We start from the raw sequence: 21,240 nt of genomic DNA, 5'->3' as shown, positions 1-21,240 counted from the left end.
CGGCCCTCCGAGCATTCCGGCGTAGTGTTGCGGAATGGACATCAGGGTTGCTGCCTACGGGGTGATCATCAGGGATGGGCACATCCTGCTCTCGCACTGGAACGAGCACGGGCGCAACGCCTGGACGTTGCCGGGAGGCGGGCTCGAGGGCGACGAGAACCCGTCACAGACCGCCATCCGCGAGATCTTCGAGGAGACCGGCTACCATGCCGCACTCGACGTGCTGCTCGGCATCGACAACCACATCATCGGCTCGCACAGCCGGCTGCCCGGCGCCGTCGCACGCCCGCTGAACTCGATCCGCATTCTCTACCGGGCGCACGTCATCTCGGGCGAGCTCGCCCACGAACGGGGTGGCTCCAGCGACGAGGCGCGGTGGGTGCCGCTCGCCGAGCTGGCGGGGTTGAAGACCGTCGAGCTGGTGCGCATCGGACTCGCGTTGAACGAGGCGCAGCCGGCCAACGGCATCCTGATCGAGCGCTGATCGCCGCCGCGCGCCAGAGCACACAGAACCAGAGCGCGCAGAACCAGAGCGCACAGTAAAGGCCGCCATCCCGAGGGATGGCGGCCTTTACTGTGCGGGGGGAGTCCTAGGGGCGGGTGCCGTCGAGAGGGGACTCGTCGTCGGCGACCCAGAGCTCATCGTCGGCGCGGAAGGTCTGCCAGACGGCGTAGGCGACGCCGGCGGCGACCAGAACGGCCGCGGCGAGGGCGATGGTTCCGCCGATGCCCGAGCTCTTCTTCTCGGGAACCACGACCTTCTTCGGGGCGACGCGGTTGAACGCGGCGCGCACGCGGGCGTCCCTGGCCACATCACCGACGCTCAGCACGGTGCCGATGGCGCTGCCCAGAGCGGGAACGACGGTGCGCTCGATGGTCGCGCCCGTTCCCCGTGCGAGCTCGCGCGCCTGGTCGACGCCGGGACGGACGTACTGCGCGTAGCTGTCACGCACTCGTGGCGCGACCTCCTCGCGGGTGAGGTGGCTGAGCTGGCGGCTGGCCTCCCGGGCGACATCGTTGGCGTGGTTCAACACCGCCTGCTGCTGTTCCCACAATTCCTCGGCGCTGCTGCGCAGGTGATCGAGTTCTTTGCGACGCTTTCGTGACAGGCTCATCGGACCCTCCATCGTGTCTCTGGCGAACAGCTACCATCTTGCCACCGAATTGGCTGAGTGCGGGGCGAGAGTTTGCAGATCGCCCTGTGTATTTCGTTGCGCGCGAACAACGCCGGACGCCACAAATGCCTGTGAGAGAATGTTGCTATGTCCAAGCACACCGCTGTCGCAACGCTCAACACCAACTACGGCCCGATCAAGGTGAACCTGTTCGGCAACCATGCCCCGAAGACCGTCCGCAACTTTGTCGGGCTCGCCACCGGTGAGCAGGAATGGACCCACCCGGCCACCGGCGTGAAGAGCAACACCCCGTTGTACAACGGCGTCGTGTTCCACCGCATCATCCCCGGATTCATGATCCAGGGCGGCGACCCGCTTGGCCAGGGCATCGGCGGCCCCGGCTACCAGTTCGACGACGAGATCAGCCCGGACCTCGACTTCACCGAGCCGTACATGCTGGCCATGGCCAACGCCGGCATCCAGGGCGGCCGCGGAACCAACGGTTCGCAGTTCTTCATCACCACCGCCCCGACCACCTGGCTGCAGGGCAAGCACTCGATCTTCGGTGCCGTCGAGGACGCGGATTCCCGCGCCATCGTCGACAAGCTCGGCTCGGTCCCGACCGACGGCCGCGACCGCCCGCTCGACGACGTCGTCATCGAGAGCATCACCATCGAGCAGCTCTAGGCTGCATCTATGACCTCGGTGCCGGACTCGGCGGCAGACTATTGCTACCGGCACCCCTCGCGGCAGAGCTACATCCTCTGTCAGCGTTGTGGCCGTACCATCTGCCCCGACTGCCAGACAGTCGGGGCAGTTGGTGTTACCTGCCCTGAGTGCATGCGCGAGCAGCGGGCATCCGCGCCGCGCACCAAGCCCGCCATCCTGACCCGGATGACGGGGCAGGGCGCCCCCGTGGTGACGTACAGCATCATCGGGCTCACCCTGCTCGTCTTCGTCTTGCAGTGGATCCCCGGGCTCGGGGTGACGAACGCGCTGTTCTTCACACCGATCGCGGTGTCGACACACATCTTCGAGCCGTGGCGTCTGCTCACCGCTGCGCTCGTGCACTCCACCGGCTTCATCCTCCACGTGGCGCTGAACATGTACACGCTGTGGATCTTCGGGCAGCTGCTCGAGCGGATGCTCGGCCGCGGCCGCTTTCTCGCGCTCTACCTGATCAGCGCGCTGGCCGGCTCGGCCGGGGTCGTGCTGCTCAGCTCGCCGACGACGCAGGTCGTCGGCGCCTCCGGCGCCATCTTCGGCCTGATGGGCGCCTTCCTGGTGATCCAGCGCCGGATGGGCGGCGACGCCAGACAGCTGCTCGTGCTGCTCGGCATCAACCTCGTGATCGGGTTCATCCCCAACCTGAACATCGCCTGGCAGGCCCACCTCGGCGGTCTGGTCGGCGGCGCGCTCGTCGGGCTGATCTACATGGAGACCCGCAAGCGGGACCAGAAGGCCCTCCAGATCGTGCTGCTCAGCGCCCTCACGCTGGTGTTGCTGCTGCTCAGCCTGCGCTACGTGTTCTTCCCACTGGTCTGAGCCCGCGGCATCCCGGCCTCTCCACAGAGTTATCCCCAGAATCTATCCACAGGGTTATTAACACTGGGGATAATTACACGGATGTAACTTTCCACACGGGTAAACCCCTGTGGATAACTTTCTTATGGGGTTACAGCACGGGCTGTGGACGCCGGCCGCGGACCGGCGGGCACAGCGGGCATGAAAAAGGCCGCCACCCGAGGGTGACGGCCGAATCACGCGGAGCGCTGAGTCAGCGCCAGCGGGTGGTCATGAGGAAGCCGATGAAGGCGATTCCGAACCCGACGAGGATGTTCCACGAGCCGAGCGCGGCGACGGGCCAGGCTCCCTGGCTCACGTAGAACACGATGATCCACACCAGTCCGAGCAGCATGAAGCCGAACATGACGGGCTTGAACCACACCGCGTTCGGGGCGTCTTCACCAGAGCGGTTCTCGACCACTGGTGCGGGCTTCGATGATTTCGTGCGTGCCATGCGTGCGATTCTATCCTGAACACCATGGGGATACCGAGCACCGCCGTGGCCGGTCGCCCAGCTCCCATAGGATTGCAGCATGAGTGAGGCCGCCGAGACGCCCAGGACTCGGCGCCCGGGCCGGGACCGAGGCCGCGCTCGCCCCCGGGTCAGCGTCGCGGGAGTGCTCGGCGAGCTGCTGGTCACCGCCGGCGTGCTGGTGCTGTTGTTCCTCGCCTGGCAGCTGTGGTGGAACGACGCCATCATGGCAAACCAGCAGAAGAGCTCCGCGGCATCCCAGAGTCAGGAATGGATCGCCCAGGCCGGGGCCCCGCTTGCGCCACAGCCGGACGCCGCCGACCCCGAGGTGCCCGTCGACTTCGGGCCGACGCCGGTTGCCGAAGCCCCGGAGCACGGTCAGATCCTCGGCGTTCTCTACGTTCCCCGCTTCGGCCCGGAGTATGCCCGCAACATCGCAGAGGGCACCACGCTGGACGTCCTGAACAGCATGTACCTCGGTGTCGGCCGCTACGACAACACCCAGATGCCGGGCGAGCCGGGCAACTTCGCGGTGGCCGCCCACCGCAGCGCCTGGGGCGGCGGCATGCACCTCGTGAATGAGCTGCAGCTCGGCGACGCCATCTACGTGCAGACCGCCGACGGCTACTACACCTACCGCTTCCGCAACCACGAGTACGTGCAGCCGAGCGCAGGAGACGTTCTCGCGCCGGTCCCGCGCCTGCCGGAGGCCGCCCCGGTCGAGGCGATCATCACGCTCACCACCTGCAACCCGCTGTACTCGACCGACGAGCGCATCATCTCGTACGGGGTGTTCGAGAGCTGGCAGCCGCTCAGCGCGGGCCCGCCGGCGGAGATCGCCGCACAAGTCGCCGCTCAGGTGCAGGAAGGCTGATCGATGTACGGTGCTTTATGGCGGGTCCTCCCGGGCCCGGTCTGGCTGCGCATCCTGCTGCTGCTGGTGCTCCTGACCGCGGCCATCTACTCCCTTGCCACCTGGGTCTTCCCCTGGGTGGAGACGCTCATCAACAACCAGGAAGCGACGGTCGGCACATGACCCGCGTACTCGTCATCGACAACTATGACAGCTTCGTCTACACGCTGAACGGCTACCTGCAGGAGCTCGGCGCCGAAACCACCGTCGTGCGCAATGACGACTACCCGGTGGCGGACGCCGCGGACCGCGCGGCCGAGTACGACGCCGTGCTGGTCTCGCCCGGCCCGGGCAAGCCCGCCGACGCGGGCGTCTCGATCGCGACGGTGCGTGCCGCCTACGCCGCCGGCCAGCCGCTGCTCGGCGTCTGCCTCGGCCACCAGGCCATCGCGGAGGCCTTCGGCGCCACCGTGACGAACGCCGAGGAGCTCATGCACGGCAAGACCTCGTTGGTCGCCCACGACGACAGCCCGTTCTACGCCGGCGTGCCGCAGCCGTTCACGGCCACCCGCTACCACTCGCTCGCCGTCGTCGAGGAGACGGTCCCGGCCGAGCTGGTGATCACCTCGCGCACGCAGGGTGGGGTCATCATGGGCCTCAGGCACGCCTCAGCGCCGCTCTACGGTGTGCAGTTCCACCCGGAGTCCGTGCTGACGGAGGGCGGCTACCGGATGCTCGGAAACTGGCTGGAGGGCGCTGGGCTGGCCGGGGCCGCGGCGCGCGCGCTCGACCTCAACCCGCTGGTGCGCCTGGGCTGAGCCCGGCTCACGCCGGTCGGGAGTCCGACTACCCCGCGCAGTAGGTGAGCTGTACCTCGGAGCGCTGGGGCACATCGCCGGGGGCGAGCGACTGTCGCACGATCGGGTCGTTCGGCTGCGCGTCGCAGTTGTCGTCGCGCACCGGTGTGGCCTCCAGCTGCAGCTCTGGACCCTGCAGGATGGCCGTCGCCGCGCTGAGCGTCTGGCCCGTCAGGTCGGGCAGCTCCACGAGCCCGCTGGAGATCGTCACGTCAACGGTGTCGCCCTCGTGGCCCTCCGTGCCGGCTGCCGGCATGGTGCTGAGCACGGTGTCCGCGGCGATGGTCGGCGAGTTCTTCTTGGTCGTGAGGCCGAGCTGGAAGCCGGCAGCCGTGAGCTTCGCCTCGGCGTCGGCCAGGCTGATGTTGCTGACATCCGGGATGGCGACCGCCGTCTTGCCGGTGGACACGTAGACCTTGATCGTCGTGTTGGGGGTGACGATGGTGCCGGCGACGGGATCGGTGCGAACCACCTGGTCGGCGGGCACCGTGGAACTGGCCTCGCGCATCTCGGTGGCCTGCAGCTCCTGCGCGGCCAGGGCCTCCTGCGCCTGGGCGAAGCTCTGCCCGGTGAGAGCAGGCACCTCGCGGGAGGAGGGCGGCAGCTCGGTGCTGGGGCTCAGGTTCATCGCCCAGAGCATCACCGTGATGACGATGACGATGACGCTCATCACGCCGGCCCAGATCCAGAGGGCGGGTGGGCGGCGCTGGGTGCGCACCATGTTGGTGTCTTCAGAGAGCTGCTTGAGCGCCAGTTCTGACGCGGAAACGGCGTTCGGGTTCTGGCTGAACAGCGCGGTTGCCGCGGACTCGGGTGCCGGGTGGATCGGCACGTGGCCGGCGGCGGCCATCTCCAGCTCCGAGCGGAACTCCGCGGCGCTCTGGTAGCGCTGATCCCTGTCCTTCGTCATCGCGCGGGCGACAACGGCGTCGAGCGCGGGGGAGACCTTCGGGTTGAAGCTGCTCGGCTTGGGGGCAGCCTCCGAGACGTGCTGGTAGGCGACGGCCACCGGGGTGTCGCCGCGGAAGGGGGGACGCGCGGTGAGCATCTCGAACAGCACGACACCGGTCGAGTAGAGGTCGGTGCGGGCATCGACGATCTCGCCCTTGGCCTGCTCCGGCGAGAAGTAGGAGGCGGTGCCGAGGATGGCGGTGGTCTGCGCGACCGTGGTCGAGGAGTCCGAGATCGCGCGGGCGATGCCGAAGTCCATGACCTTGACCTGGCCGTTGCGGGTGATCATGATGTTGCCCGGCTTGATGTCGCGGTGCACGACCCCGGCTCGGTGGGAGTACTCGAGAGCGGTGAGCACGCCCTCGAGGATGCGCACAGCCTCCGTCGAGTCGAGCGGGCCCTGCCGGATGATGTCCTTCAGCAGCGTGCCGTCGACGTATTCCATCACGATGAAGGGGAGCTGGGTCTCGTGCCCGCTGGGGTCGGTGACCGTCTCCTCGCCGGCGTCGAAGACGCGCACGATCGTGGGGTGCGCCATGCGCGCGGCCGCCTGGGCCTCCTGGCGGAAGCGGGTACGGAAGGCCGGGTCGCTGGCCAGCGACGGCTTCAGCAGCTTGATGGCCACTGTGCGCCCCAGACGCGAGTCGGTGCCGCGGTGCACATCAGACATCCCGCCGCGCCCAATGAGCTCGCCCACACGGTAGCGCCCAGCGATCAGGCGACCTTCCTCAGACAAAACAAATCTCCCTCATAGCTCGGCGCACTTACGTGATATTACCCTCGGATGGGTGTCGTGCCGGTGCTACTAGGGCTTCGTGCTCGATCCCGGGGTCGGCGTTGGTGCAACTGCCTCAGGCGTGGCCTCGGAAACGTCGACGGTCAGCGCCGGCGAGCTCGGTGATTCGAACGGGCCGCAGAAGTAGGTGAAGGTGACCGAGAACGGCTCGTTGCCCGCGGTGATGACTGCGGTGCGCGATCCGCCGGGGCTCTGGTCCTGCACCTTGACGGTTGCGTCGCCGCCGGACACGCTGACGCCGTATCCGCTCAGCTCCTGACCGCTGGGGCAGCTCTGCGCCGGCCACGAGATGGTGACGTCGCTGCCCGGTTCGAACGGCTCGGAGCCTCCGGCCAGCGAGGGCGCGGAGCTCGGGGCACTCGGCATGACCACATCGCCCCAGACGGTGACCGTGATGGTCGTGCCGATGGCGACGTTCTTGCCGGTGGGGTTGACCGCGTAGACCCGGTTCACGTCGTCCTGCGAAGTCGCGGCGTTGCCGGTCTTGACGTCGGCCGTCATGCCGAGCTCGCCGAGCATGGCGCGGGCCTCGTCGGCGGTGCGCCCGACGAAGTCGGACTCGACGATCGGGGCCGTGGTCGGGGCGGGAGGAGGCGTGCTCGGCTTGACCGACGGGGTCGTCGGCGGGGTCGAGGCCACGGTCGACGGAGTGGTGGGCGGCGTCTTCGGCTCGTTGTTCTGCGTCGCGAGGGCCACGATGGCGCCGATCAGCACGATCGCGAGGAGCGCGATCAGCGCGATGAGCGGCCAGGTCCACGGGCTGCGCTTCTTCTTCGGCTTCTCGGCGACGGTGGTGTCGGCCGCCGTCATCGAGCCGGCGATGCCGCTCGTGGCGGGCAGGATCGTCGTGGCAGCCGTCGGCGCGCCCTGCTGGGTCGGGAAGAGCGCGGTGAGGTCGTCGCCCGCCGCGGTGAGCCCGGCGATGGCCGGCACGGAGGCGGCGGCCGCCTGCACGTCGCCGCGGCGCAGCGCCGTCGCCGCCCGCGCGAGGTGCGCGGCGGAGGCGGGCCGTTCGGCCGGGTTCTTGGCGATGCAGGCGAAGACGAGGTTGCGCACCGGCTCGGAGACGGTGAGCGGCAGCTCCGGCGGGGCCTCGTTGATCTGGGCCATCGCGATGGCGACCTGCGACTCGCCCGTGAACGGGCGTCGACCGGCGAGGGCCTCGTAGGCGACGATGCCCAGGGAGTAGATGTCGGTCGTGGGGGATGCCGGGTGGCCGGAGGCCTGCTCGGGGGAGAGGTACTGCACCGTTCCCATGACCTGGCCGGTGGCGGTCAGCGGAACCTGGTCGGCGATGCGGGCGATGCCGAAGTCGGTGATCTTGACGCGCCCGTCGGGCGTGATGAGGAGGTTGCCCGGCTTGATGTCGCGGTGCACCAGGCCGGCGGCGTGCGCGGCGTGCAGGGCAGACGCGGTCTGCGCGACGATGTCGAGCACCTTGTCGGTGGGAAGCACGTGTTCGCGCTCGAGGATCGTGGAGAGCGCCTCACCAGGCACGAGCTCCATCACGAGGAAGGCGCTGCCCTCTTCCTCGCCGTAGTCGAAGACGTTGGCGATGCCCTCATGGTTGACCAGTGCGGCGTGGCGGGCCTCGGCACGGAAGCGCTCGAGGAAGCCGGGGTCGCCGAGATACTCGTCCTTCAAGATCTTGATGGCAACCTGGCGGCCGATGACGAGGTCTGTGGCCTGCCACACCTCGCCCATGCCGCCGATCGCGATCCGCGAAAGGAGCTCGTATCGTCCCCCGAAGGTGAGCCCTGTTGTAGGTCTCATTTATTCAGCACCGCCTCTAGTACCTGTTGTGCGACCGGTGCGGCAAGAAGGTTGCCGTACCCCGTTTGGCCCAATCCCCCGCCGTCCTCGATGAGGACGGTTATCGCAAACTCTGGATCATTTGCGGGAGCGAAACCGGTAAACCAGAGAGTGTACGGAAGGTCTCCGCCGTTCTCTGCTGTGCCTGTCTTACCGGCGACACTAACCCCGTCTATTCTTGCATTACTCGCGGCCCCGTTCTCGACTCCGTTGACCATCATTTCGGTCATCGTCGCGGCGGTTTCCGGGCTGATCGCGCGCTGGAACTCGCTGGCCTCGAAGGTCTGCAGCGGGCTGAGGTTCGGAGCGGTGATCAGCTCGACGAGATTCGGGTTCATCACCATGCCGCCATTGGCGATGGCGGCGGAGACCATCGCCATCTGAATGGGGGTCGCGCGGACATCGAACTGGCCGTATGCGCTCATCGCCGTCTGGGCGTCATCGAGCCCGCGCGGGTAGGTGCTGGCCTCGACCGCGAGCGGGATGTCGAACTCGGTGTTGAAGCCGAAGCGCTCGGCCTGCTCGCGGATGGCGGTGTCGCCGAGTGCGATCCCGAGCTCGGCCATCGGCACGTTGCAGCTCAGGCGCAGCGCGGTCGCGATGGTGACGGTCTCGCCGCCGCCGCAGTCGTCGCCGCCGCTATTGCGAATGACGGTGTCGGTGCCGGGGAGCTGGAAGGTGAGCGGGTTCGGGAACTCGCTGTCCGGCGTGTACTTGCCCGACTCGAGGGCCGCGGCCACCACGACGAGCTTGAAGACGGACCCGGGAGGGTTCATGTCGCCGCCGATGGCGCGGTTGATGAGGGGGTCGCCCGGGTCGGCGAGCAGGGCGGCATAGGTCTCGTCGACGATCGCCCCGTCGTGCACGGCGAGGGCGTTGGGGTCGAAGTCGGGCTTGGAGACCATGGCGAGGACGCGGCCCGTCTTCGGCTGGGTCACGACGACGGCGCCGGTGTAGTCGCCGAGGGCGTCCCAGGCGGCCTGCTGGGCGACAGGGTCGATGGTCGTGCTCACCGCGGCGCCCTTGCGCTCCTGGCCGGTGAACAGGCGCTCCAGCGAGTCCAGGAACTGCGAGTTCGCGGTGCCGCTCAGGTAGCTGTTGAGCGCGCCCTCCAGGCCGGTCGGCTCGCCGTTGACCGGGAAGAAGCCCGTGATCGGGGCGTACAGCGTTCCATTGCTGTAGAGGCGCTGGAACATGTAGTTGTCATCGGACGGCACCGACTCCGCCACCGGGGAGCCGCCGACCAGGATCGGGCCGCGCTCCACCTTGTAGCTGTCGTAGAGCGTGCGCTGGTTGCGCGCGTCGTTGCGGAGATTGTCGGACTGCAACACCTGGATGACCGTGGCCGAGCTGAACAGGGTCAGGAACATCAGGAAGACGACGATGCTCACGCGCTTGAGTTCGCGGTTCATTCGTTCACCACCAGACGGGGCTGATTGCGCACCGTGTCGGAGAGGCGCAGGAGGAGGGCCGCGACGATCCAGTTCGCCACGAGCGAGGAGCCGCCGGCCGCCAGGAAGGGTGTGGTCAGGCCGGTGAGCGGGATCACGCGGGTGACGCCGCCGATCACGATGAAGCACTGCAGCGCCACGACGAAGGCGAGCCCGACGCCGAGCAGCTTGCCGAAGTCGTCCTGGCCGGCGAAGCCGATGCGGAACCCGCGGGCGATGAAGAGCAGGTAGAGCGCGAAGATCGCGAACAGCCCGGCCAGGCCGAGCTCCTCGCCGAGGCTGGCGATGATGTAGTCGCTCTGCGGCACGGGGGTCAGGTCGGGGCGGCCCTGGCCGAGGCCGGTGCCGAGCAGCCCGCCGTTGGCCAGGCCGAAGATGCCCTGGACGAGCTGATAACTGCCGCCCGGCGCGTCGTAGATGGCCGGGTTGAAGGCGTCGAGCCAGTTCGTGAAGCGCCCGTTGACGTAGTCGAGGGTCTGGCTGGCCACGAGGGCGCCACCGAGGAACAGGCTGAAGCCGAGCAGCACCCAGCTGAGTCGGCCGGTGGCGACGTAGAGCATGACCATGAAGAGGCCGAAGTAGAGCAGGGCGGTTCCGAGGTCGCGCTGGAACACGATGACGGCCATCGAGAAGGCCCAGACCACGAGCAGCGGGCCGAGGTCGCGCATGCGCGGCATCCGCATGCCGAGGAACTTGGTGCCGACCATGGAGAGGCTGTCGCGGTTGCGCACCAGGTAGCCGGCGAAGAACACGGCGAGGGCGATCTTGGCGATCTCACCGGGCTGGAAGGTGGCGAACTCGCCGATGCCGATCCAGACGCGGGCGCCGTTGACCTCGCGGCCGAGGCCCGGCACGAGCGGCAGCAACAACAGGGCGAGCGCGATGAAGCCGGCGACGTAGGTGTAGCGGAACAACACCCGGTGGTTGCGGATGACGATGATGACGACGATCGCCGCGATGATCGCCATCGCGCTCCACACGATCTGGCGCACGGCGGCGCTCGCCCAGCCGACATCGCCGTAGGCGAGGTCGATGCGGTAGATCATGGCGATGCCGATGCCGTTCAGCACGGTGGCGATCGGCAGGATGAACGGGTCGGCGTCGCGCGCGACGAAGCGCATCGCCACATGCATGCCGAAGACGAGGAGCGAGAGGCCCGCGCCGAGCACGATGAGCGTGGTGTCGATGTGGCCGAGCGCGCCGAGCTGTACCAGCACGATGGCGATGGCGTTGATCGCGCAGGCGGCGATGAGCAGCAGCAGCTCGAGGTTGCGGAACTTCTGGGGGATGCGGATGCGGCGCACGGGGTTCGACGCCGTCTGCGCGCTACTCCGGGACACGGCTGGCATCCAATCTGGCGACGATTTCTCGGGCCTCTGTGAGCGATCCGGCGCTGATGGTGGCCTCGACGATCTTCTGGTCGTATGGCTTCAGGTCGGCCAAGGCGATGTCGGTCTTCACGTACAGCTCGTTGAGGTCGATCGGGCCGAGGCTCTGCTGCACGCCGCGGTAGATGGCGACGGTGCCGCTGGAGCTGCCGACGAAATAGCGGGTCTGGGTCCACTGGTAGGCGAGCACGCCGGCGATCACGATGGCCGCGGCGATCGCGATGATCGAGCCGAGCCAGACGGCGCGGCGGCGGCGTACGCGGCGGCGGTCCTCCTCGATGAGCTCGTCCAGGTAATCCTGCGAGTCCGGCTCGAAGTGGCTCTCGCGCACGGGGTGCAGGCGGAACGGGGGCAGGCGCATGGTGCGGGCGCGAACCGGCTCCGGGGAGGCGAAGCTGAGGGGGGATGCGGCGGAGCCGACGACCAGCGGGTCGGTGCGGAGCGGCGAAGTCTCGCCGATGTCGACGATCACGACGGTGACATTGTCGGGGGCCCCGGCATCCAGGGCGTCCTTCACCAGGCGCTGGGCGAGGTCGTGGGCGCGGCCGCCCTGGGTGAACTCGGCGCGGATCTGGTCCAGCGAGACGACGCCGCTCAAGCCGTCGGAGCAGATCAGCCAGCGGTCGCCGGTGCGGGTGGCCAGGATCGAGGTGTCGATCTCCGGCGCGGAGTCCACGTCGCCGAGCACGCGCATGAGCACGCTGCGCCGCGGGTGGACGGCCGCCTCCTCCTCGGTGATGCGCCCGCTGTCGACGAGGCGCTGCACGAAGGTGTGATCGACGGTGATCTGCGAGACGTCGCCGTCGCGGAAGAGGTAGATGCGGGAGTCGCCGATGTGGGCGATCGCCACCTCGTCGCCGAGCACCGCGAGGGCGCTGACCGTCGTGCCCATCCCGGTGAGCTCGGTGTGCTCGAACACCGTCTCGGCGAGCAGCGCGTTGGCCCCGATGAGGGAGGCCTGCAGCGCGAACTCGGCCTCCTGTGGGGTGGTGTAGACCTGGTCGGCCTCGGCGATGCGGGTGATGGCGATCGCGGATGCCACATCTCCGCCGGCGTGGCCGCCCATGCCGTCTGCGACCACGAACAGCCCGGTCCCGGCGAGGCCGGAGTCCTGGTTGTTCGAACGGATGCGCCCGACGTGTGAGACCGCCGCACTGTCAGAGACCTTCGCCATGCGCCTACCGTCGCAGCTCGAAGGTCGTGGAGCCGATCTTCACCGTGGCGTTCAGTGGGACCGGGGTGGGGACGGTGACCCTGGCCCCGTCGAGGAAAGTTCCGTTGGTGGAGTCGAGGTCTTGCAGCATCCACTGGTCGTTCCACAGCATGAGGCGCGCGTGGTGCGTGGAGGTGTAGTCGTCGCGAATGACGATGGCCGAGTCACTGGAGCGGCCAATCGTGATCTCGTCGCGCCCGAGGGGGAACTCAGCGCCGGCTTTGGCGCCGGAGGTGATGACGAGCCGGTGCGCCGTCTGCGCGCTGGCGACGTCTCGCCCGAAGGCGGGCGTCAGAACGGGCTCGGCGACGGCGGCCGCACTGGCCGAGACGGGCCCGGCCGGGGCGGGGGAGGCGAAGACGGGGGCCGCGGCGGAGGGCTTCGGCGGGGAGCTGTGGCCGTTGCCGGCCGGCGGGGCCGTTGCGACGGCATCCGTCGGCTGCAACTTGCGCACGCGCTGGCCGAACAGATCGGAGCGCAGCGCGTAGACGATGGCGAACACGAAGAGCCAGAGCAGCAGCAGGAATCCGAGCCGCAGGACCAGCAGGGTGAGCTCACTGGTCACGGGGCCCCCAGAAACCGTCCATGTTGTTGCGCTGGGTGGCGTCGCCGGGGCCCTCGGCCGGGCGGGCGGGCGCGGCCTGGGCCAGCACACGGAAGGTGATGTTGGTGCGGCCGATGGTGATGACCGAGTCGGGTTCGAGCACGGCCTCCGTCACGGGGGAGCCGTTGAGCTTGGAGCCGTTGGTGGAGCCGAGGTCGCGCACCTTGGCTCGCCGCCCGTCCCACGCGATCTCGACGTGGCGTCGGCTGGTGCCGGTGTCTTCGACGGTGATGTCGGCGTCGCTGCCGCGGCCGATCACGGTGCGCGCCTTGGTGAGCGGGTGCCGCTGGCCGTTGATGTCGACGACGGGCGCCCAGGAGACCTCGCCCTTGACGTTGCTCGAATCGACCTGCACCATGCCGAGGCTGAGCCCCGGGTCGCTCTGCAGGGTGATCTCGAGGGGGCCGGCGAACTGGAACCCCTGGCTCGCGGCGTGCCGCTGCACGAGTTGGGAGAGCTCGTCGGTCAGTGCCGGGCCGAGGGAGCGCATGCGCTCGTAGTCGTCGGCGCTCATGCGCACGGCGAGCCTGTTGGGCACGAGCACGCGGTCGCGGGAGACCACGGCGGCCTGCGTGTCGAGTTCCCTACGGAGGGCGGCGGTGATCTCAACCGGCTGCAGCCCCGAGCGAAAAGTCTTCGCAAAGGCGCCGTTCACGGCGCGCTCGAGACCTTTCTCGAAGTTGTCCAGTAAGCCCACAGCTCACCTGCTTCCAGTTCTGATGACTATCAAATGTTAGTCGGGCACGCTGGGAACCCGCCTTTGTGGCGGGTTTTCCCGCCTGTTGTCCGGGTGATTCGGAGGGCTTCCCCCGCAAAACTCGCCCTTGAGGATGACAGGTCTTGGGGCCGGGCGCATCTTTTCCGGATGTCGCGACACTCCGGGCGAACCCCTCAAATGGTGCTCGGCTTGCTGGCGTGATAATCTCAACGAGTTCGCGCGAGTGGCGGAATTGGCAGACGCGCTGGCTTCAGGTGCCAGTGCTCGAAAGGGCGTGGGGGTTCAAGTCCCCCCTCGCGCACGCGAATATGAGTTTGGATGCCAAACAGCTCAGACAGAAGGCCCCCGAGGAATCGGGGGCCTTCTGCTTTTAACGCGCGGATGCCGCCCGCGCCGGGGAAGGCCACCGCCGAGGGCGACCGCGGAGCCGTCACGCAGAGACACACTCCACCGGCACCAGACCCGCGGTTCGCTAGCGTGGAAAGTGGCTCGGAAACCGGAAGCCTCCGCCTTGAGCGGCCTCGTCGTTGAGGCCTGCAAGAGCCTTGGCCACCCCTGGCGATCGGCACGCGAAATGCGCCGATCAGCCACTCCCCGAGGAGCATCATGTCGAACATCGCCACCACCACTTCCGGAAGCCTGCCGCGCACGCAGGCCCTCATCGAGGCGAACGCCGCCCGCGCGCTCGCGGACGACGGCTTCAGCCTGCAGAGCACGACCGAACTCGATGAGCTGACCGCACGCGCCGTCTCGGATGTCGTCGAGAAGCAGCGGGCGGCCGGGATCACGCTCGTCGGCGACGGCGAGTTCGGAAAGGCCATGTCGAACCCCGTCGACTACGGCGCGTGGTGGTCATACTCCTTCCAGCGCGTCAGCGGGCTCTCGCTGACCGAGGTCAACGCGTTCAACGAGGCCCCGGTCCGCTCAGAGCCGGGCGCCGTCAGGCTGACGAGCTTCCTCGACCGCCGCGACCGCCAGCTGTTCCCTGCCGTCTACGCGGAAGCCGTCGAGGTCGGCCGCAACGCCACCGCCTTTCCCACCACCACCGGGCCGCTGGCCTACCGCGGTCAGGATGCCGTGGCATCCGACATCCGCAACCTGAAGTCCGCACTCGCCGACGGCGAACAGGGCTTCCTCACCGCGATCGCCCCCGGCTCCGCCTCGCGGGTGCGCAACGAGCACTACGCCACCGATGAGGAGCACCTCTTCGCGTGGGCCGACGCCCTCCGCGAGGAGTACCGTGCCATCGTTGACGCCGGACTGATCCTGCAGCTCGACGATCCGTCGCTGGCGGAGAACTGGGACCAGATCAACCCCGCGCCCACCGTCGCCGAGTACCAGGCGTTCACGCGGCTGCGTGTCGAGGCCCTCAACCACGCGATCGCCGGGCTGCCGAAGGAGCAGGTCCGTCTGCACCTGTGCTGGGGCTCCTGGCACGGGCCGCACACGACCGACATCGAGCTGCAGGACATCCTCCCGGTCATCCTCCAGGCGAACGTCGGCTCGATCTCGTTCGAGGCGGCCAACGCCCGCCATGAGCACGAGTTCGGCGTGTGGGCGGATGCCGCCGTGCCCGACGACCTCGTGCTCGTCCCCGGCGTCGTCGGCCATGCCACCAACGTCGTGGAGCACCCGGAGCTCGTCGCCCAGCGCATCCGCCGCTTCACCGGCATCGTCGGCGCGGACCGTGTGATCGCCTCGACCGACTGCGGCCTCGGTGGCCGGATCCACCCCGACCTCGCCTGGGCAAAGCTCGCCGCTCTGGGCGAGGGCGCGCGGCGCGCCTGACCCGCGGCTGTCGCGGCATCCGCTCCGCGCCACTTCGTGCCCTCTACGCCATTTCAGGTGGCGCAGAGGGCACGAAAGTGGCGCAGAGCGGGCGGCCTCGCCGCTTGGCGCGCCGGTTCTGCGCCGCGCTGATCACGAGGTTCGCGGCCAGGCCGCACGCGCCCCAGGCCACGAGGGTCAGCAGGGCCGGGCCGACGCCCGCGCCGCCGTAGTAGGTGATCCCGCGCACGGCGTCCAGGGCCGCGGGCAGCGGCAGCACGTCGTGCAGCGTCTGGAACAACCCGGGCTGCATATAAGTGGAGAGGCCGCCGCCGGATGCCGGCACCCCGACGAACATGAACACCGTCACGACCGGCACGACCGCGAGCAGGCCCATCACCCGGGAGATCGCGGCCGTGACCAGGCCGAGGCTGGCGATCGTCAGCACGCCGATGCCGAGCAGCGGCCAGACGGGCCCGTGGTAGGCGCCGACCAGGGGCCCGGCGATCAGCCAGACGGTCAGCGACATGAACGCCGACCAGCCGAGCAGCGTCGGCAGCTGCTTGCGCAGCCGCAGCGCCCAGGGGGCGCCGCCGGTCAGCACGGTGATCCCGAGGAACCCGGCCATCACCCAGCCCATGGTGATGTAGAGGCTGACGGAGCCGCCCGTGTCGGTCGCAGTGAGCGGCGCGACGTCGACCTGCTCCAGCTCGACGCCGGCCTGCTGCGCCGCCTGCTGGAAGACGCGCTGCAGCACCATCTGCTGGCCGGTGCCCGCTGCGCCGGCGGAGTACAGCGTGGCGCTCGGGTGGGCGGCATCCGGCAGCACGAGGGCCCCGACGAGCTCGCCGCTGTAGACGAGGTCGCTGGCCGCCTGTGCCGAGTCCTGCGTGCTCAGGGCGAGCATGTCGCCGGTGCCCCCGGCCAGTCCGTCGGCGAACTGCTGCGCCGCGCCCTCTGTGCTGCTCACGATCGCGACCGGGAGCCCGACCGGGGTCGGGCTGTGCATCGCGGTGAGCATGAGGCCGAGCATGAGCGCGACCATGGAGAAGGGGAAAGCGGCGAGCATCAGGTAGCGCACCGGCCGGGAGCGCGGCTTGCCGCCGGCCAGCGGCACGAGGCGTTCGGCGCCCGGTGACGCCGCGGCGACGGCAGCAGAGGCCACGACGGGCGCTGCGGCATCCGCGTGGCCTGTGATCGCCGTGTTCCCCGCGTCGTCCGCGGTCTCGGACGCCGCGGCGAGCAGAGCCTGGGCCTGCTTGCGCCGGCGGAGGGCGTCGACGCCGGCGGTGGCGAGCAGCGCGAACACGATCGCGACGACGAAGCGGATCAGGTAGCCGAGGGTGCCGTCGCCGCCGAAGTACAGCACGGAGCGCAGCGCCTCGCCCGCACCCGGCAGCGGCAGGATTCCGTGCAGCCAGCCGAAGAAGCCCGGCATGGTGTGCACCGACATGGCCAGGTTCGACGCGGGCATGCCGAGCACGACCACCAGCATCATGCCGACGAGCACCGCGGCGGCGCCGAGGATGCGGGAGAGGAAGAGCTGGACGAGCCCGATGCTGAAGACGGTGAGCCAGCCGATGCCGAGGACCGCCGCCGTGTGGCCGCTGAACGAGCCGATCACGGGGCCGGCGATGAACCAGACGAGCGCGCTGATGAGCGCGGACCAGCCGACCCAGACGGGCACGAAGCGGCGCAGCGTGAGGAGTTCCGGGGCGCCCGTGAGCAGGAGGCCGATGGGCATGTAGCCGGCCAGCATGAGCGCCATCGCCATGAACATCGCCGCGATTCCGGCGCTGTCCCCGGCCGGCAGCGGGGTGAGCTCGTCGACCTGGATGTCCATGCCGGCATCGATCGCGACGGGCGCGAGGATCTGCTGCACGACGGAGGCCTGCGAGGCGCCGGCCGCGGATGCCGTGTGGATCACGGCCGTGGTGTCGGCCGTGTCGTTGCCCGGCAGCTCGATGGCGCCGGCGATCTCGCGGTCGTGCAGCAGCTGGAGCGCCTCGTCGGTGGTGTCGACGATGCGGACGGAGGCGGGGGAGTTCTCGGCGCGCTCCAGCCCGAACACGACGTCCTGCGCGAGCTCGCCGCTGCCGATGACGGCGACCGGCATGTCGTGCGGGGAGGGGGCGTGCATGGTGGCGAGGTACACGCTCGTGGTCATGATCACCATGAGGAAGGCGAAGACGAGCGATCCGATCACCGTGGCGATGGCGGTCTTGCGCTCCTTCGCGGCAAGCGCGGCAGTCGCGTCGAGGTCGGGCTGGCCGTCGAGATCAACGGGGGAGGGTTTCTGAGGCATCTGTCTTCCTGGCCGGCACGCGGCCGCGATCGAGTGCGCGCCGTCGGTGCGGCGCGGAGGGGTGTGGCCCCCTGGAATCGACGCAGACCCGGACGACGCGCCGGTGCGTTTCCAGGGTGCGGCGATGGGGACCCGGATCAACCAATATAAGTCACGTGACTTATAAAGTGAAATTGGCGGGTAGAATCGGGGTGATCGCCCCGGGCCTCGGCCCGTCCGACGGGCGAGATGTCGACGAGTGATGATCGGTGGAGAACGTGGCCAGACCCAGCGCGCCTGCCAAGGACGCCCTGATGAACGCGGCCGAGCGGCTGATCGCCCAACACGGCATCGCGCAGGTGTCCAGCCGCCGGATCGCCGAAGAGGCCGGCAACACGAATCACTCGGCCGTCGCCTACCACTTCGGCAGCCGCGAGGGGCTGCTGCAGCAGATGGTCGAGCGCCAGGTCTCCGAGCTGGAGCCGCGGCGGGCCGCCATGATCGACGCCCTCGGCGACGACGGCGAGATCATCGACTACGTGCGGGCCACCGTGCTGCCGATGACGGAATCGCTCGGCGCACTTCCTCAGCCGAGCTGGCGCGCGCGCTTCATCCGGCAGGCGCTGGCCGATCCCGCGATCGGGCACCTGTTCGACGAGGACCCGCTGCTCGGCCCGAGCCTGCGCCGGGTCGCGCGGATCCTGCACACCCGCCTCAGCCACATCCACCCGGACGTCATCAACGGCCGCTTCACGCTGATGGCGCACATGATCACCACGGCCTGCGCCACCTACGAGGAGCGCATCAGCGAGCACCCGGAGCAGGCGGACTGGTCGGCGACCGGCCGCTTCCTGACGGATGCCGCCGCCGGCCTGGTCAGCGCACCGGACACCTCCGGGATGACCTCCGCCTAAGGGCTGGGCGCTCGGCCCGAGGGTGAGGGCCGAGGGCGAGGGCCCGGGTGGATGCCGCGGCATCCGTTGCCCGGGAGGGGCACCCTCGCTACACTCGGGCCCACGACCAAGGGGGGGTGGATGGACGCGCAGACGGATCCAGTCGGCGTGCGGCCCGTGTTGGGCACCGCGGTCGGCGCCCTCGTGGCCGGGCTCGCGGCGCTGTGCTTCGTCGCGCTGCCGCTGATCGGCGCCCCGCTGGGCGCCGTGGCCGTGGTGAGCGGTCTGCTCGCGCGACGGGAACTCCGGCGCAACGACGGCGTGCGGGGCTCCCGGATCTCGCTCGCCGGATTCCTGCTCGGCGCGGCCGTGCTGGCCTTCGACGCACTGCTCCTGCTGCTGCCGTTCCTGCTGGCGGCCCTCAGCGCACTCAGGGCATAGCCGCCTTCGGGCAGGACCGGCCTCGGACAGCGTCGGTCCGAGACAGAGTCAGTCGGCCTCGGCGGGCCCGTCTCAGTGCACCGGCGGCTGCGGTGCGCGCAGCAGACCGCTCACGGCGCGCTCCACGGTCTCGCCGAGCAACCTGTTGCCGAGCGGGAGGAAGTGGCCGGCGATCGGCATCTCGATGTTCAGCGCCCCGTCGAGGGCGCTCTTGTCAGGGATGTGCGGGTCGAACTCCGCGTAGACCGAGACGATCTTGCCGTTCGGGTTGCGCTGGCCGGCGAGCCACTGCAGCACCTCGTCCTGCGGCGAGAAGGCGCGCAGCGTCGAGGTGGGCAGGAAGCGGGCATAGCTGGAGCCGGAGAACGGCGTGGAGACCGCGACCATGCCGACGAGCTCGAGCCCGAGCGGGGCCGCGGCAGCCGTCGCCATCAGCTGCTTGCCGATCAGCCCGCCCTTGCTGTGGGCGAGCAGGATGACGCGGTCGAGGCCGTGCTCCGCGCTCAGCCGGGCGAGGGCGACCGCCACCACCTCGGCTGAGCGGGTGATCGGCATCCGGTTCAGGCCGAGCTCCGGCACGGCGAACACGCGATGCCCGCTGGCATTCAGCCGCCGGGCGAGCGGCTCCAGGAACAGCCACGTCTCGTAGACGCCGGGCAGCAGGATGACGGCGGGCAGCTCGGGGCTGCCCTCGGCGAAGGAGTCCGGTCGGCGCCGCTTCAGCAGCGACCTGGCCTGCTGCCAGCCCGCATAGACGTAGTCGAGCCACCACCAGAATGGCCGCTCCCACCGCCGAATGGTCATCTGCCTATTGTGCGCCCCCCAGCGCCCTGCCGCTCCCCGAGGTTGTGTGGTTCTGCCGCGGCCGGCCGGGTGAAGTGGGCCAGCGTGGCGATGGCCTGGTCGAGCTGCGGCTGCGGCAGCGGCGACGCGTAGCCCGCGACGATCGCACGCCCCCGCTCGAGCAGGCTGCGGCCGGATGCCGTCAGGCGCACCGTCTTGTCTCGCCGGGACTCCGCCGACACCGCGGCCGCGACGAGCCCGGCTTGCGCTGCGGCGTCGACGTGCCGGCTGACGCTGCTCTTGTTCATGCCGAGCAGCGCCGCGATCACCTGCTGATTGAGCGCGCAGTCGGGGTCGTCGAGCGTGCAGAGCAGTGCGTAGCGGGCCAGCGGCACGCCGAGCTCGCGCTGCAGTTGCGCGTCGAGGGCCGCCTCCATCGCCGCCACCGTGTGCCGGGCCTGCAGCCAGAGCGCGATGAGCTGCTCCTCCGCGTCGAGGGCGGCCGGGGGTCTGCCGGCAGCGCCGGGGGTGTCTGCCATGGTCACAGTCTAGCGAACACGGTTGCGCATGCAACTGTTTCAGGTGAAACTGTTACGCGTGGCATCCGGCCGCCCGGCACCTGCTCGGCATCCGTCCACCCGAGTGAGAGGCCGCCCATGCACGTTCTCGTTGTTTTCGACCACCCCTACGGTGCGGAGGCGCACGAGAACGTGCCGCACAACCGCAGCCTGGCCGCCGCCGCGCTGGACGCGGTGCGGGGCGGGCTCGCGGCCGCCGGGCACAGCGTCGATATCGCCGACCTCGCCGCGGAGGGGTTCGACCCGGTGATGAGCGCGGCCGAGCTGCGCGCCTGGCGCACCGGAGGGCCGATGCGGGAGGACGCCGGCGCCCTGCAGCGCCGGCTCTCCGCGGCCGACCACCTGGTCTTCGTGTTCCCCGTCTGGTGGATGGCCATGCCGGCCGGCACGAAGGGGTTCCTCGACCGGGTGCTGGCCAAGGGCTTCGCCTTCGACGAGCCGCGGATCGGCGGCGCCCTGCGCAGCAGGCTGCCGCGGCTGCGCGGGGTGAGCGTCGTCTCGGTGATGACGACGGATGACACGCTCTACCGCTGGTGGTTCGGCCGGCCCGCCGCCGCCATCCTCGGGCGCGGCACCTTCCGCCTGATCGGCATCCGCCGCTTCCGGCACATCTCGATCGGCCGCTCCACCCAGCGCGGCGCGGCCAGCCGGGCGCGGGCACTCGCCGGCGTGCGGAGGCGCTTCGCCGCGCTCTGAGC

The 21,240-nt window shown here is 69.5% G+C and carries 22 protein-coding genes and 1 tRNA gene; 11 read left to right on the top strand and 12 right to left on the bottom strand.

The window, feature by feature from the left end; genetic code table 11:
- Positions 1 to 34 precede the first annotated feature (34 nt).
- Entirely contained in the window at positions 35 to 484 is a 450-nt protein-coding gene (locus tag GY24_RS04080; RefSeq protein ID WP_104474489.1) for an NUDIX hydrolase, read from the top strand.
- Positions 485 to 590: 106 nt separating this feature from the next.
- Here the strand turns inward: GY24_RS04080 and GY24_RS04075 are convergent, their stop codons facing one another.
- Complete coding sequence (locus GY24_RS04075; RefSeq protein ID WP_104474488.1) at positions 591 to 1,115, bottom strand: DNA helicase; 525 nt, start codon at positions 1,113 to 1,115, stop codon at positions 591 to 593.
- A gap of 147 nt (positions 1,116 to 1,262) precedes the next feature.
- Between GY24_RS04075 and GY24_RS04070 the strand changes: the two genes are divergently transcribed.
- Both GY24_RS04070 and GY24_RS04065 read left to right on the top strand, forming a co-directional pair.
- Positions 1,263 to 1,802, top strand: a complete 540-nt coding sequence (locus tag GY24_RS04070; protein WP_083362422.1) for a peptidylprolyl isomerase — start codon at positions 1,263 to 1,265, stop codon at positions 1,800 to 1,802.
- A gap of 153 nt (positions 1,803 to 1,955) precedes the next feature.
- Entirely contained in the window at positions 1,956 to 2,660 is a 705-nt protein-coding gene (locus tag GY24_RS04065) for a rhomboid family intramembrane serine protease (RefSeq protein WP_324778127.1), read from the top strand.
- A 232-nt stretch (positions 2,661 to 2,892) separates the two neighbouring features.
- Here the strand turns inward: GY24_RS04065 and GY24_RS04060 are convergent, their stop codons facing one another.
- Positions 2,893 to 3,135 (bottom strand): cell division protein CrgA, encoded by a 243-nt coding sequence (locus GY24_RS04060; RefSeq protein WP_083362420.1) that lies wholly within the window; start codon positions 3,133 to 3,135, stop codon positions 2,893 to 2,895.
- A 79-nt stretch (positions 3,136 to 3,214) separates the two neighbouring features.
- Between GY24_RS04060 and GY24_RS04055 the strand changes: the two genes are divergently transcribed.
- From GY24_RS04055 to GY24_RS04050, 3 genes are read left to right on the top strand one after another with little or no spacing between them, the layout of a single operon-like run.
- Positions 3,215 to 4,027, top strand: a complete 813-nt coding sequence (locus tag GY24_RS04055; RefSeq protein ID WP_104474486.1) for a class E sortase — start codon at positions 3,215 to 3,217, stop codon at positions 4,025 to 4,027.
- Between the two features lie 3 nt (positions 4,028 to 4,030).
- Entirely contained in the window at positions 4,031 to 4,189 is a 159-nt protein-coding gene (locus tag GY24_RS17840; protein WP_162842923.1) for a hypothetical protein, read from the top strand.
- Complete coding sequence (locus GY24_RS04050; protein ID WP_104474485.1) at positions 4,186 to 4,824, top strand: anthranilate synthase component II; 639 nt, start codon at positions 4,186 to 4,188, stop codon at positions 4,822 to 4,824. The genes GY24_RS17840 and GY24_RS04050 overlap by 4 nt, the downstream gene beginning before the upstream one ends.
- A gap of 28 nt (positions 4,825 to 4,852) precedes the next feature.
- Here GY24_RS04050 and pknB read toward each other — a convergent pair whose 3' ends face one another.
- The 7 genes from pknB to GY24_RS04015 all read right to left on the bottom strand — a co-directional run bounded on the left by pknB (position 4,853) and on the right by GY24_RS04015 (position 13,775).
- Entirely contained in the window at positions 4,853 to 6,550 is a 1,698-nt protein-coding gene (gene pknB / locus GY24_RS04045) for a Stk1 family PASTA domain-containing Ser/Thr kinase (RefSeq protein WP_104474484.1), read from the bottom strand.
- 69 nt (positions 6,551 to 6,619) lie between these two features.
- Complete coding sequence (locus GY24_RS04040) at positions 6,620 to 8,383, bottom strand: serine/threonine-protein kinase (RefSeq protein ID WP_104474483.1); 1,764 nt, start codon at positions 8,381 to 8,383, stop codon at positions 6,620 to 6,622.
- Positions 8,380 to 9,834, bottom strand: a complete 1,455-nt coding sequence (locus GY24_RS04035) for a peptidoglycan D,D-transpeptidase FtsI family protein (protein WP_104474482.1) — start codon at positions 9,832 to 9,834, stop codon at positions 8,380 to 8,382. Before GY24_RS04035 ends, GY24_RS04040 begins: the two co-directional genes overlap by 4 nt.
- Positions 9,831 to 11,222: an FtsW/RodA/SpoVE family cell cycle protein gene (locus tag GY24_RS04030; RefSeq protein ID WP_104474481.1), complete on the bottom strand. Its 1,392-nt coding sequence runs from the start codon at positions 11,220 to 11,222 to the stop codon at positions 9,831 to 9,833. Before GY24_RS04030 ends, GY24_RS04035 begins: the two co-directional genes overlap by 4 nt.
- Positions 11,200 to 12,435, bottom strand: a complete 1,236-nt coding sequence (locus tag GY24_RS04025) for a PP2C family protein-serine/threonine phosphatase (protein ID WP_104474480.1) — start codon at positions 12,433 to 12,435, stop codon at positions 11,200 to 11,202. Before GY24_RS04025 ends, GY24_RS04030 begins: the two co-directional genes overlap by 23 nt.
- Positions 12,436 to 12,439: 4 nt before the next feature.
- Positions 12,440 to 13,039: an FHA domain-containing protein FhaB/FipA gene (locus GY24_RS04020; RefSeq protein WP_104474479.1), complete on the bottom strand. Its 600-nt coding sequence runs from the start codon at positions 13,037 to 13,039 to the stop codon at positions 12,440 to 12,442.
- Positions 13,029 to 13,775, bottom strand: a complete 747-nt coding sequence (locus GY24_RS04015) for an FhaA domain-containing protein (protein ID WP_104474478.1) — start codon at positions 13,773 to 13,775, stop codon at positions 13,029 to 13,031. The genes GY24_RS04020 and GY24_RS04015 overlap by 11 nt, the downstream gene beginning before the upstream one ends.
- 238 nt (positions 13,776 to 14,013) lie before the next feature.
- Between GY24_RS04015 and GY24_RS04010 the strand changes: the two genes are divergently transcribed.
- A tRNA-Leu gene (locus tag GY24_RS04010) sits at positions 14,014 to 14,097 on the top strand.
- Positions 14,098 to 14,402: 305 nt separating this feature from the next.
- Positions 14,403 to 15,584 carry a cobalamin-independent methionine synthase II family protein gene (locus GY24_RS04005; RefSeq protein WP_104474477.1) on the top strand — a complete coding sequence of 394 codons (1,182 nt, stop codon included), beginning with the start codon at positions 14,403 to 14,405 and terminating at the stop codon, positions 15,582 to 15,584.
- Positions 15,585 to 15,627: 43 nt separating this feature from the next.
- On the opposite strand, the gene GY24_RS04000 is transcribed toward GY24_RS04005, so the two are convergent.
- Positions 15,628 to 17,868, bottom strand: coding sequence for an ABC transporter permease (locus GY24_RS04000; RefSeq protein ID WP_104474476.1), 2,241 nt, complete (start codon positions 17,866 to 17,868; stop codon positions 15,628 to 15,630).
- 257 nt (positions 17,869 to 18,125) lie between these two features.
- On the opposite strand from GY24_RS04000, the gene GY24_RS03995 reads away from it, so the two are divergent.
- On the top strand, positions 18,126 to 18,761 hold the full coding sequence (locus GY24_RS03995) for a TetR/AcrR family transcriptional regulator (RefSeq protein WP_104474522.1): 636 nt from the start codon (positions 18,126 to 18,128) through the stop codon (positions 18,759 to 18,761).
- A 120-nt stretch (positions 18,762 to 18,881) separates the two neighbouring features.
- Positions 18,882 to 19,181, top strand: coding sequence for a hypothetical protein (locus tag GY24_RS03990; protein WP_104474475.1), 300 nt, complete (start codon positions 18,882 to 18,884; stop codon positions 19,179 to 19,181).
- A 72-nt stretch (positions 19,182 to 19,253) separates the two neighbouring features.
- Here the strand turns inward: GY24_RS03990 and GY24_RS03985 are convergent, their stop codons facing one another.
- Positions 19,254 to 19,985, bottom strand: a complete 732-nt coding sequence (locus GY24_RS03985; RefSeq protein ID WP_104474474.1) for an esterase/lipase family protein — start codon at positions 19,983 to 19,985, stop codon at positions 19,254 to 19,256.
- The gene (locus GY24_RS03980) at positions 19,982 to 20,503 is read right to left on the bottom strand and encodes a MarR family winged helix-turn-helix transcriptional regulator (protein ID WP_104474473.1); all 522 of its coding nucleotides are present in this window, start codon (positions 20,501 to 20,503) and stop codon (positions 19,982 to 19,984) included. Before GY24_RS03980 ends, GY24_RS03985 begins: the two co-directional genes overlap by 4 nt.
- A gap of 117 nt (positions 20,504 to 20,620) precedes the next feature.
- On the opposite strand from GY24_RS03980, the gene GY24_RS03975 reads away from it, so the two are divergent.
- Positions 20,621 to 21,238 carry an NAD(P)H-dependent oxidoreductase gene (locus GY24_RS03975; protein ID WP_083362405.1) on the top strand — a complete coding sequence of 206 codons (618 nt, stop codon included), beginning with the start codon at positions 20,621 to 20,623 and terminating at the stop codon, positions 21,236 to 21,238.
- The last annotated feature ends 2 nt before the right edge of the window (positions 21,239 to 21,240 follow it).

The sequence above is a fragment of the Microterricola pindariensis genome (genome assembly GCF_002936985.1).
GTDB lineage: Bacteria > Actinomycetota > Actinomycetes > Actinomycetales > Microbacteriaceae > Microterricola > Microterricola pindariensis.
This window is presented reverse-complemented; position numbering and strand designations above follow the sequence as displayed.